The sequence below is a fragment of the Halomonas sp. SpR8 genome (assembly GCF_031010195.1).
In the GTDB taxonomy this organism is placed as follows: Bacteria; Pseudomonadota; Gammaproteobacteria; order Pseudomonadales; family Halomonadaceae; genus Vreelandella.
In genome coordinates, this window is the sequence record NZ_JAUAMC010000007.1 from 138,127 (window position 1) to 149,952 (window position 11,826).

Genomic DNA, 11,826 nt, shown 5'->3' on the forward strand with positions numbered 1-11,826 from the left:
GCTGGGGTAGGGTAGGCGCATTTTTTCATCCGTATCTTTTTTCACGGGCTATTTTATCCCGGCGATACGGCACCGAATTCAGAGCACGCGCTAGACAGCCCGTGCATTAGGAAAGTGGAGCACTATGGGCAAGTCACTGGTCATCGTCGAGTCGCCAGCTAAAGCGAAGACGATTAACAAATATCTCGGCAACGATTTCATCGTAAAGTCGAGTGTAGGTCATATTCGTGACCTGCCGACCAGCGGCTCAGGTAAGGCTGCCTCCGATCCCAAGGAGCGCGCGCGCCAAGCCGCAGCGACACGTAAGATGTCGGCGGAAGAGAAAGTTGAGTATAAAAAGCGCAAAAGCCAGGATCAGCTAATTCGCCGTATGGGGATCGACCCCAATAACGGTTGGGAAGCGCGCTACGAGGTGCTGCCCGGTAAAGAGAAGGTCGTTGCCGAGCTTAAAAAATTGGCTGAGAAAGCTGACGCTGTCTACCTCGCGACGGATTTGGATCGCGAAGGGGAAGCCATTGCTTGGCACCTGCGCGAGACCATCGGCGGAGATGACAGCCGCTACAAGCGTGTAGTGTTTAACGAAATCACTAAAAACGCTATTCAGGACGCCTTCAAGGCGCCTGGCGCGCTGAATATTCCTCGGGTGGAGGCTCAGCAGGCACGGCGTTTTCTAGACCGTGTTGTAGGCTTTATGCTTTCGCCGCTGTTGTGGGCCAAAGTAGCCCGGGGTTTATCAGCCGGGCGTGTGCAGTCAGTGGCGGTACGCTTGATCGTTGAGCGTGAACGCGAAATTCGTGCGTTTATTCCAGAAGAGTTCTGGGACGTGCACGCTGATTTGGCGTCGCCAGACGGCGATTTGGTGCGTTTTGCGCTGATGCGCCAGGATGGTAAGGCTTTCAGGCCCACCTCTGAAAAAGATACCTTGGCGCGCATCGAACAGCTTAGAAAATCCAAGTTGGCGATCACCTCTCGCGAAGATAAGCCCACTAGCTCCAAGCCTACTGCTCCCTTTATTACCTCTACGCTGCAGCAGGCGGCAAGCGGCCGGTTAGGGTTTTCTGTTAAGAAGACCATGACCATGGCCCAGCGCCTCTATGAAGCGGGCTACATCACCTATATGCGTACCGACTCGACCAATTTGTCGAAAGACGCGGTAGAGGGTGTCCGCAGCTACATTGGCGAAGCGTATGGAGAGCGTTACCTACCCGAAGCGCCTAACCGCTATAGCAGCAAAGAGAGTGCTCAAGAGGCGCACGAGGCGATTCGACCTTCCAGTGTAGAGCGTCAAGCCTCCGACTTGGCTGGCATGGAGCGCGACGCAGAACGCCTTTATGAATTGATCTGGCGCCAGTTTGTCGCCTGCCAAATGACACCCGCTGAGTACCTGTCGAGTACCCTCAGTGTCGAGGTCGATGGTTATGATCTGCGCGCTAAAGGGCGTGTGCTTAAGTTTGACGGCTACACGCGTGTCATGAAGCCCAGCGGTAAAAATGAAGACCAGAGCCTTCCTGACTTGCCGAAGGGCACGCCCATGACATTGGAAGCGCTCGATCCTCAGCAGCACTTTACCAAGCCTGCGCCGCGCTACACGGAAGCCAGCCTGGTTAAAGAGCTTGAAAAGCAAGGTATTGGCCGACCCTCTACCTACGCATCGATTATCTCGACTATTCAAGATCGTGGCTATGTGAAGCTAGAAAATCGTCGTTTCTATGCCGAGAAGCTGGGCGATATCGTCACAGAACGGTTGAAAGAGTCGTTTCCGGATTTGATGGATTTCTCGTTTACCGCGCGTATGGAAGACAGCCTGGATGAAGTTGCTGAAGGTGAGCGCAATTGGCAGGCGCTGCTAGATGCTTTCTACGGCGAGTTTCGCGAAGAGCTTGCCCAGGCGGAAAGCGATGACGGCATGCGCCCCAATCAGCCGGTGCCGACGGATATTGACTGCCCGACATGTGGTCGCCACATGCAGATTCGTACCGCTTCAACAGGCGTTTTTCTGGGCTGTAGTGGCTATAACCTGCCACCTAAAGAGCGTTGCAAGACAACTATCGATCTTATTCCTGGTGAGGAAGCCGTAGCCGAAGACGCAGGCGAAGAAGCCGAAACTGATGCGCTGCGCGCCAAGCGTCGTTGCAAAAAGTGCGGCACGGCGATGGATAACTACCTGATTGATGAAACGCGCAAGCTGCACATCTGTGGTAATAGCCCTGATTGCGATGGCTATGAAGTTGAAAGCGGGAAATTTAAGATTAAAGGCTACGACGGTCCGATCATCGAATGCGATAAGTGCGGCTCTGAGATGCAGTTGAAGTCTGGCCGCTTTGGCAAGTATTTTGGTTGTACCAACAGCGAGTGTAAAAATACCCGCAAGCTGTTAAAAAGTGGTGATGTAGCCCCGCCGAAGATGGATCCAATTCCCATGCCTGAATTGGCTTGCCAAAAGGTGGAAGACCACTACGTGTTACGTGATGGTGCCAGCGGGTTGTTCCTAGCGGCAAGCAAATTCCCGAAAAACCGGGAAACGCGCCCGCCGCTAGTGAAAGAGCTAAAAGCGCACGCCGATGAACTGCCGGAGAAATATCACTTTATTCTTAAAGCGCCCAGTGAAGACCCGGATGGCCGTCCGGCGCAAATTCGTTATTCGCGCAAAACCAAAGAGCAGTACGTAATGACTGATGAAGAGGGCAAGGCGACTGGCTGGAAAGCCATGTTCGATGCCGGTAAGTGGCATGTGGAAGATAAGCGCAAGTGAATGCTCGTTCGCGCACTAATCAGTTGCTCTATCAGGCAGAGCTAATAGCCGCTATGCCCGCCGGGGATGATGAGCACGCCTCGGCGCGGCAAATGGCGTTGGATGAGAGCGCTCTGGCGCTGTTTGAGCTGGCTTTAACATCCCTATTGCGTGAAGTCACCGAGCATGCACGGCTAGCAGAGCATCGCTGGAGTGTGCTGCTTGCAACAGATGGCCCTCAGCTAGCGGAGCTGCACCGCTTACGCGATTTGAAAGAGCAGCCTGAGAGTTGGTTGAATTGGTTAGTGGTACAGCTTGAGCGCCTGCATAGCGACGAAGGTGCCGCCCGACGAACGGTGCACAATCCCGCTATGATTGCGGTAGGTAATCAAACCAGTTTACGCCAGCAACTGCAGGAAAATCTTCAGGCCGCCAAGCGCGAAATAGGGGCGCTGCGCGAAACCAGCCTGGAGTGGTAATTGGCTTGGTTTGCAAACGCTGAGTATGAGTAGGCTGAAAAGGAGATCACGATGCGCTATAACCAAGTTAAAGATTTAGTCGAATGGGCAGCAGGTTTTCATGCGCGTATGGCTCGCCAGTACAGTGAAGCTGCTGATGCGGCGGAAAATGAACGCCTGCAAATGGCATTGAACTATTTGGTCAGCAGAGAATTGAAAATGAAAACGGGCCTTGAAGATTTGTTTCATGATGGCTCTGATCATTCAACAGTGTTGGAGACATGGTTCGATGAATCAGGTGAGTTCCCCGAGCCCCCTGAACTAAACCGACTTGCGGAACAGACGGTCATCGGTTCTATTGAAGATGCGATGGAAACGGCGACAACCGCGCATCAGCGTTTGCAGTCACTGTATAAGCACCGCGCTTCGCGTGCGAAAATCGAGCCTGAAGAGGAGTTCTTTAACTCGTTGGCTGAAGGGCATAATTCAGAAATACGTCATATGATGGCCAGCATGGAAGAGCTGCAGGGCATTTAATGTCGTACCTGTCAGTGTTTATTGCCGACCTTACGCAGGACTCCATTATTGCACTCATGACGAAATTACTAACGGTGGATATGGGAATAAGGTATAACAGCCACAAGATGTGCCTAGTCGATCAACCGCAGGCTAACTTGTTTCGAGAGCTGCCAAGATGTTAGTTAATCGTCGTCGTTTTTTAGTTATGGCGCTGAGCCTGCCAGCCGCTGCTAGTGCCGCTGTCAACGCGCCTAGCCAGACGGGCACGTCAGACCTCGTTGAGGCAATGCTGGCGCGTGCTCACGTGCCACGCCATAGTAGCGAGTTGTGGGTGCTGATTGACGATCAGGACGCTACACTGAGCGTGTTTCGCGGTAATGCGCTGGTAGAGCGTTTTGCGCCAATATCGTTAGGGCGCGCTGGGGCTAAGACCCAGCGGGTTCGGGGTGATAATGTCACCCCAAAGGGTGAGTTTCGTATCAATCGATTTAACTATGAAAGCCAATGGCGTACCTTTATGGGGATTGATTTCCCCACCCCAGCTCATGCTCGCATGGCGTTGGAAAAAGGAATTTATTCACAAGCTGATTATGATGATTACTTCGATTACTACCGACGTAACGGCCACCCACCGCAAAACACCGCTTTGGGTGGGGCGATTGGAATTCACGGCCTGGGCAGTGCAGATCCTGATATTCATGGGCGCTACCACTGGACCCAAGGATGTGTTGCCGTTACCAACGAACAAATTGATCGCTTGGTGGAGCTAGTGGGTGTTGGCACCCGCGTAGTGATCCGTTAAGCTTATGCCGTTGAAGGAAGTTCGAGGTTTTAAACAAGTGGCTATAGACAACCGCTGTCTTCTATTATAAAACAGCGTTTGACTTGCAAGCGTCAAGTCACTGTAATGAACCTGCACCGCAGGTAGACAAATTTAAGCTAAGTACTTACGCTAAGTACGTAACCTTACCTTTGTCATACCCTTAACGTAGTACCCAAGGACGACTCAAGGAGAACACTATGACTCTGAAAACTACTCTCAAGATGACTGCTGCTGCCGCTTCTCTGGCAATTCTTGCAGGTTGTGCTTCTACCAGCGCACTGGAAGAAGTTCGCATGACTGCTGAATCTGCGCAGGCTGACGCTGCAGAAGCACGCAGCATGGCTTCACAAGCTATGAACACTGCAAACCAAGCCCAGCGCGATGCGCAGGCTGCTCTGCAGATGTCTGAGCAGAACCGTGAAGAAATGAACCGCATGTTCCAGCGTTCCATGCAGAAGTAATTCTGCCTGGGCTGCTGAGGAAGTCTCCTGACTTTCTCAGCAGCTGTTGGATGAATGACGTAGTTAGTTAAAACGCAGGTTAGTATCAATGTGAGGCAAGCAGTATTTGCCGCTAGCTACGCAAAAAACCCCGCTTCGGCGGGGTTTTTTGTTGCTGCGTACGGAGTTAGGCGTCTTCGTTCTCAGCGGAGGAGGCGCTTAGCTTAAGCTCGTCAATCAATTCAACGGGCTCAGGTTCTGGCTCAGGGGCTTGGGGGCCGTGGAGGGCAATAAAGTGGCCGTCTGGGGCTTCTACGATGCGCTGTATCTGCTCGGCGTCTATTTCAATCTCTTCGTCAGTCAGCTCGTTGACCCGTTCCAGTGCGTTAAGCAGTGGTTCAAAGCCTTCTACATTCTCTTCCAGCTGTGGGAAAGACTGCACGAATAGAGTGCCGTCGGCAGCAAAGCCTGCTTTGAATGGCGCATCCATCAGGTTGACCTGGGTGCCGCTAGGTAAACGCTCATAAAGTGATTTGATGTCTTCCGGGTACATACGAATACAGCCACGACTAACGCGCATACCGACGCCTTCGGGGCGGTTGGTGCCGTGAATCAGATAACTCGGCATGGCGAGAAGAATCGCGTGTTCACCTAATGGGTTATTAGGGCCCGGCGGCACAACAGAGGGTGCTGGCTCGCCACGTGCGGCGGCTTCGTGGCGCATGGATGCTGGTGGTGCCCAGGCGGGGTCTTTGACTTTAACGGTCGTGCGGGTGATGCCAACCGGGGTAGCAAACTCTTCACGCCCCACGCTGACAGGATAGGTTTCGACAATACCTGGCTTATCGGCTGGGTAGTAGTAGAGGCGCAGTTCAGAAAGGTTGACGACCACACCTTCCCGCGGAGCAGGGGGCAGAATGTACTGCGCCGGAATAACAACTTCAGTACCTACCCCGGGCACCCAAAGGCTAACCCCTGGGTTGGCCATGCGAATTTCTTCGTAGCCAATATTGTGGCGACGGGCAATATCAACCAGCGTCTGCTTAGGATCTTCGACGACGACGGTATAGCGCTCGCCAATCACATCGCCTTTCTCGGGTAGACGGAAGTGGCCGCGAGGCAGTTCATTCTTATCAGCAACCTGGGCGGCGCTATCAATGGCGTCGATGCTGATTTCCTGTGCTTGCGCCTGGTCTTGCCCTTGTTCTTGCTGCTCTTGCGTTTGGGCAGCACTGTCGGCTTGCTCATCAGTTTGCTGCGCAAAAGCGGGGCTGATCAGGCTAGCGGCTAATAGTACTGCCAGGCTGGTGGGGCCCCAGTGGGTAAAGGTATCGCGAATGTTCATGGTCGTTCCTAATGTGTTAATTCACTGCTGATGCGCGTTGTTGGGCCACTGCTTTTATCCCCTGCGGGATAGCTAGTGATAAGTTTGCCCCAAGGTTCACGCCGCCGCTACTTTTTGATTAAGGGTGCTGAGTAGGTTTTCTAGCTGCTGAAAACGCTTGTCGGCAGTTTCCATAGGTAATTCAAATCGTAAGGTGTCAGAGCCATCCAGACGGTAATGCGTTGGTGACGTCTGAATAAGGGTTACCAGGGTCATGGGATCTACTTGGGTGCTGCTTTCAAATAGCACTCGACCACGGCTTTCGCCGGCTTCAATCTTGCTGATGCCCAACTGCTCAGCGCGATGACGCAGCTTGGTCTGTCGAATAAGATTCTTCAGTGCTGCGGGCAGTAGGCCAAAGCGGTCAATAAGCTCAACCTGCAGCTCTTTAAGTTCACTATCGCTTTGGGTATTGGCAATCCGCTTGTACATCACTAGTCGCTGCTGCACATCGTGAATGTAATTATTAGGAATCAACGCAGGCAGGTTAAGGCTAATTTCTACGCCGGTATTAAAGGGCGCATCAATATTAGGTGTTTTGCCTGCACGAATCGCTTTTACCGCGCGATCCAGCATCTCCATATAGAGCGTGTAGCCAATGGTTTCCATCTGGCCACTCTGCTCGTCACCTAACAGTTCGCCTGCGCCGCGGATCTCCATATCGTGGCTGGCCAGCGTGAAGCCAGCGCCTAAATCATCCGAGGCGCTAATCGCTTCCAGGCGCTTAATGGCATCGCGGGTCATCGCCTTAGGGGTTGGTGTTAATAGATAGGCGTAAGCCTGGTGATGGCTACGGCCGACTCGGCCCCGCAACTGGTGCAGCTGAGCCAAACCGAATTTGTCGGCACGCTCAATAATAATCGTATTGGCGCTCGGCACATCGATGCCGGTTTCGATAATGGTCGAGCAGACCAGCACGTTAAAGCGGCGGTGGTAGAAGTCCGACATGATGCGTTCCAGGCTGCGCTCTGGTAGCTGGCCGTGGGCAACCCCCACACGTGCTTCGGGAACCAGTTCGCGGATTTTTTCTGCCGTATTTTCGATTGTCTTGACTTCATTATGTAGCACATAGACTTGGCCGCCACGCAGTATCTCGCGCAGCAGCGCCTCTTTAATAATGCTGGGGTCGTGCTGCTGGACGAAGGTTTTGACCGACAGCCGACGGGCGGGCGGCGTGGCGATGATCGACAGGTCGCGGATGCCGCTCATGGCCATATTCAGCGTGCGTGGAATCGGTGTGGCGGTCAGCGTCAAAATGTCGACTTCGGCACGCAGCGTCTTGAGCTTCTCTTTTTGCGCAACGCCAAAACGGTGCTCTTCATCGATAATCAGCAGGCCCATTTTGGGTAGCTCGACACTTTTGGCCAGCAGCTTGTGGGTACCGATCACAATGTCTGTTTGACCGCTTTTAATGCTCTCGAGCGTCTGGGTCACTTCTTTGCCGCTGGTAAAGCGCGAGATCAGGCCGATATTCACGGCGGTATCGGCAAAACGGTCGCGGAAGTTCTCAAAATGCTGGCGTGCCAGCAGCGTCGTGGGCACCAGTACCACTACTTGGCGGCCGGACTGCACGGCTAAAAATGCTGCGCGCATGGCCACTTCGGTTTTGCCGAAGCCGACGTCGCCACACACCACGCGATCCATGGGCTGCGGCGACGTCATGTCGCTGATGACGGCTTCAATCGCCGCGTGCTGGTCGGCCGTTTCTTCAAACGGGAAGTTGCCGGAAAAGCGTAAATACTCCTCGCCTGGTGCTTCATAGACCACTCCTTGCTGGGCTTCCCTGCGTGCGTAAACGTCCAGTAGTTCGGCGGCGGTATCGCGAATTTTCTCTGCGGCCTTACGGCGGGCTTTTTCCCACTGGTCGGAGCCCAGTTTATGCAACGGTGCCAGTTCGTCGTCGGCGCCGCTATAGCGTGAAATAAGGTGCAGGCTGTCGACAGGCACATAAAGCTTGGCGCCATCGGCGTAGGAGAGGGCGAGAAATTCGTTGGCTTGGCCGCCAGCCTCAAGTGTTTCCAGGCCTAAATAGCGGCCCACACCGTGGGCCTGGTGAACCACGGGTGCGCCTTCGCGCAGCTCTGAGAGATGGCGTACCGCAAGCTCGTTATCATCGGTGGCTTTTTCGCGGCGACGGCTCTGGCGAACGACATCGCCAAACAGCTCCGTTTCGCTAATCACCGCAACACTGGGGTTATTCAGCCACAGGCCGCTGTCGATGAGGCCTTCGGTAATTGCATACTGTTCGTTACTGGCCAGAAAAGCGTGAAAGCTATCGGTATGAGGTAGCGATAGCCTTAACGGAGCCAATAACTCTTCTAGTGCTTCGCGACGTCCCCGAGACTCTGCTACAAACAGTACGCGGGTTTGGGCATGGGCTTTCAAAAAAGCGCCAAGCTCCCCGAGCGGCTGCTTGGCGCGAGCGTTGATTGAAACCGAAGGTAGTGGCGCTGATTCGGGATCAAGCGCGTGGCGTTGTTCGCTGTTTTCGGTTAACTCTATACGTGGGCGTGCCTTGATAGCCGCGAATACGTCACTGACCGGGAAAAATGCCCGGTGTGGCGGGAGCAGCGGCCGCGTGGGATCCACGCCTAAATTCGCATAGCGGGCATCGATGGATTGCCAGTGCTGCTCGGCAGCATGAAAGACCTCGGGCAGCAGTGCGACCCGCGTGTCGTCGGTCAGGTGGTCAAACAGCGAGGCCGTTTGTTCGAAAAACAGCGGTAAATAGTGCTCAAGGCCCGGCGAAGGGATGCCTTTTAACGCATCGTTGTAGAGCGGGCATTGGCGCGGATCGACATCAAACAGGGTCTCAAACTGCTCGCGAAAACAGGCGATAGCGCTGCGGCTGAGCGAGTATTCATGGGCAGGCAGTAGTTCCAGCGATTCCAGTTTGTCTGTGGAGCGCTGGCTGCCGGGGTCAAAGTGGCGCAGCGTATCGATCTCGTCATCAAATAAATCGATGCGGATTGGCTCATCCATCCCCATTGCAAATAGGTCGATCAGCGCGCCGCGCATAGCGTATTCGCCGGGCTCATACACGGTTTCAACAGCGCGATAGCCCGCCCGGGATAGCGATTCTCGGAAACTTTCGCGATCCAAACGCTCGCCGGTTTTAAGCGTCATGACCCGCCCGGCGATATATTCAACTGGGGGAAGGCGCTGCATCAGCGTATTGATCGGCACCAGGACAATGCCGCGCACGCCGTCTTGCAGTTGGCGCAGCGTGCGTAGACGGGCCGATACAATGTCCTGATGGGGAGAGAAGCTATCGTAGGGCAGCGTTTCCCAGTCAGGGAAGGGCAGTACCGGGACGTCGCTGTAAAAGTAGAGGTCTTGCTCCAGGCGCTGGGCGCTGGCCGTATTGGCCGTAATCACCAAAAGCGGAGCTTGCGTGGCGACCCGAGAGAGTGCCAGCGCAGTCGCACTGCCCGGCGGCGATGTCCAGTAGAGCGTATCGCGAGTCCCTTCAGGCTGGGGCGGTTCGAGCAGAGAGAAAGTCGGCATAATCAAGATATCGTTTTGCGCTGAAACGGAAAGCAGATCATACACGATAGCGCCTTTCAGTTAGAGTGCTCGCGCAAATCGTTAGCGGAGTAACATTGAACTTGAATAGGTGATTTTGTAGTGAGATCGCTGTTTCTGTAATACCCCTACATGGTGTGCGACTATCCTTTCATTGCGGCCACAAAGCTTGCCCCGGATAATGCTTCCACAGTTTCCACTACATGATGAGGCCGCACGTGAGTCAGCAAGCTCTCGAAAACGTTTTTCAAGAATGGCAAGGTAACGAAGCCTTGGCGGAGCAACTAATTCCCTTAGTGGGGCAGCTCTATCGTCAGAACAACGTCGTTGCCACCATGTTCGGACGTTCGCTGATCAAACGGTCGGTTATTCGTATCCTTAAAGACCACCGTTTCGTGCGCAAATTAGAAGGCACTGAGCTCTCTGTTGAAGATACTTACCCCCTGCTTAAGAGCATGGTTGAGCTAAATCTTGGCCCCGCTCATGTGGATGTAGGCAAGCTCGCGGTGATGTTTAAGCGTCAGGGCGGCGGAGATGTAGAGACGTTCCTACGTAAAGAGTTGCACGAAATCATTGACGGGTATCAGCCCGGCGCCAGTACCGGCGAGCCTCAAGATGTGGTGCTCTACGGTTTTGGTCGTATTGGCCGCCTGCTGGCGCGGGTGATGGTTGAGAAGGCTGGCGGCGGTAACCTCCTGCGTTTGCGCGCAATTGTGGTGCGTGGTCATGGTGATGTGGCCAAAGACCTTGAAAAGCGTGCCAGTCTACTGCGTCGTGACTCGGTGCATGGGCCTTTTGACGGCACTATCATAGTGGATGCTGAGGCGCGCACGCTGACGGTCAATGGCAACGTGATTCAGGTGATCTACGCCGACTCACCCAGCGAGATCGATTACACCGAATACGATATCCAGAACGCTGTAATTGTTGATAACACTGGTATCTGGCGTGATGAAGCGGGCTTGGGTCAGCATCTGCAGTGCAAAGGCGCTGCCAAAGCGCTGCTGACGGCACCGGGTAAAGGCGATATTAAAAATATCGTTTACGGTATTAATCACGAGTCAATCGGCGACGATGACCTTATTGTGTCTGCCGCCTCGTGTACCACCAATGCTATTGTGCCGGTATTGAAGGTGCTCAACGATGAGTACGGTGTGGTCAATGGTCACGTGGAAACCGTGCATGCTTACACCAATGATCAAAACCTGATCGACAACTACCATAAAGGTGATCGTCGCGGCCGCAGTGCGGCGCTGAACATGGTATTGACCGAAACAGGCGCGGCGAAAGCGGTGTCTAAAGCACTGCCTGAACTTGAGGGCAAGCTGACCGGGAACGCCATTCGCGTACCGATCCCCAACGTTTCCATGGCGATTCTTAATCTAACGTTAGACAAAACCACTGACGCCGTCGCGCTCAATGACTATTTGCGCCGTATGTCGATTGAATCTGCCTATCAAAAGCAGATTGACTACGTTGACTCAGCAGAAGTGGTGTCGTCGGATTTTGTGGGCAACCGCCATGCGGGTATTGTCGACGCCAAAGCGACCATCGCGAACGGTCATCATGCGGTCGTTTATATGTGGTACGACAACGAATTTGGCTATAGTTGCCAAGTCGTGCGTATTTTACAGCAGATGTCGAATGTACGGTTCTTAAAACTGCCACGCTAACTTATTGAGCTAGTTTGGCCTGATACGGGCCTTTCAGGCGGTAAGCTGCTATCAACGTCACCCTCGGGTGGCGTTTTTTTGCCACAATCAAGGCTTTTTACGATGTCTATAGCACTTTAGGTGATGCTCAGGGATGTGGTCATTGGACGCGGTTATCTTTATAATACGATGGATTTTTCGGGGTGGTTCAAGTGCTACTTGGGCCGGACTGGTAACAATCTGAGCAGAAAAAAACAACTCGCTGAGCAGAAAATAAGCATTCGAACCCCATAC

Annotated in this window: 8 protein-coding genes; 6 read left to right on the top strand and 2 right to left on the bottom strand. The window is 53.7% G+C overall.

Translation table 11 applies throughout. From position 1 onward, the window contains the following. Nucleotides 1-124 precede the first annotated feature (124 nt). The 5 genes from topA (at nucleotide 125) to QT230_RS14830 (ending at nucleotide 4,992) form a co-directional block, all read left to right on the top strand. A complete protein-coding gene (gene topA / locus QT230_RS14810) occupies nucleotides 125-2,752 on the top strand; it encodes a type I DNA topoisomerase (protein WP_308322733.1) in 2,628 nt (875 codons plus the stop codon). Next, nucleotides 2,749-3,210: a DUF6586 family protein gene (locus QT230_RS14815; protein ID WP_308322734.1), complete on the top strand. Its 462-nt coding sequence runs from the start codon at nucleotides 2,749-2,751 to the stop codon at nucleotides 3,208-3,210. Before topA ends, QT230_RS14815 begins: the two co-directional genes overlap by 4 nt. Nucleotides 3,211-3,261: 51 nt before the next feature. Continuing rightward, nucleotides 3,262-3,726 carry a 2-hydroxyacyl-CoA dehydratase gene (locus tag QT230_RS14820; protein WP_308322736.1) on the top strand — a complete coding sequence of 155 codons (465 nt, stop codon included), beginning with the start codon at nucleotides 3,262-3,264 and terminating at the stop codon, nucleotides 3,724-3,726. Between the two features lie 157 nt (nucleotides 3,727-3,883). Then, the gene (locus QT230_RS14825) at nucleotides 3,884-4,510 is read left to right on the top strand and encodes a L,D-transpeptidase (protein WP_308322737.1); all 627 of its coding nucleotides are present in this window, start codon (nucleotides 3,884-3,886) and stop codon (nucleotides 4,508-4,510) included. A gap of 218 nt (nucleotides 4,511-4,728) precedes the next feature. Next, nucleotides 4,729-4,992: an Lpp/OprI family alanine-zipper lipoprotein gene (locus tag QT230_RS14830; RefSeq protein ID WP_022523170.1), complete on the top strand. Its 264-nt coding sequence runs from the start codon at nucleotides 4,729-4,731 to the stop codon at nucleotides 4,990-4,992. 166 nt (nucleotides 4,993-5,158) lie between these two features. On the opposite strand, the gene QT230_RS14835 is transcribed toward QT230_RS14830, so the two are convergent. Together QT230_RS14835 and mfd are read right to left on the bottom strand one after the other, a co-directional pair. Further along, nucleotides 5,159-6,316: a L,D-transpeptidase family protein gene (locus QT230_RS14835; protein ID WP_308322748.1), complete on the bottom strand. Its 1,158-nt coding sequence runs from the start codon at nucleotides 6,314-6,316 to the stop codon at nucleotides 5,159-5,161. 96 nt (nucleotides 6,317-6,412) lie between these two features. Continuing rightward, entirely contained in the window at nucleotides 6,413-9,862 is a 3,450-nt protein-coding gene (gene mfd / locus QT230_RS14840; protein WP_308322890.1) for a transcription-repair coupling factor, read from the bottom strand. 236 nt (nucleotides 9,863-10,098) lie between these two features. Here mfd and QT230_RS14845 point away from each other — a divergent pair, with 236 nt between their 5' ends. Beyond that, nucleotides 10,099-11,553 carry a glyceraldehyde-3-phosphate dehydrogenase gene (locus QT230_RS14845; RefSeq protein ID WP_308322750.1) on the top strand — a complete coding sequence of 485 codons (1,455 nt, stop codon included), beginning with the start codon at nucleotides 10,099-10,101 and terminating at the stop codon, nucleotides 11,551-11,553. Nucleotides 11,554-11,826 lie beyond the last annotated feature (273 nt).

What these genes read in the sequence shown, in the direction of transcription:
- QT230_RS14835 (WP_308322748.1), bottom strand. Translation starts at nt 6,316, where the DNA reads ATGAACATTCGCGATACCTTTACCCACTGGGGCCCCACCAGCCTGGCA.
- topA (WP_308322733.1), top strand. Translation starts at nt 125, where the DNA reads ATGGGCAAGTCACTGGTCATCGTCGAGTCGCCAGCTAAAGCGAAGACG.
- QT230_RS14820 (WP_308322736.1), top strand. Translation starts at nt 3,262, where the DNA reads ATGCGCTATAACCAAGTTAAAGATTTAGTCGAATGGGCAGCAGGTTTT.
- QT230_RS14830 (WP_022523170.1), top strand. Translation starts at nt 4,729, where the DNA reads ATGACTCTGAAAACTACTCTCAAGATGACTGCTGCTGCCGCTTCTCTG.
- mfd (WP_308322890.1), bottom strand. Translation starts at nt 9,862, where the DNA reads ATGCCGACTTTCTCTCTGCTCGAACCGCCCCAGCCTGAAGGGACTCGC.
- QT230_RS14825 (WP_308322737.1), top strand. Translation starts at nt 3,884, where the DNA reads ATGTTAGTTAATCGTCGTCGTTTTTTAGTTATGGCGCTGAGCCTGCCA.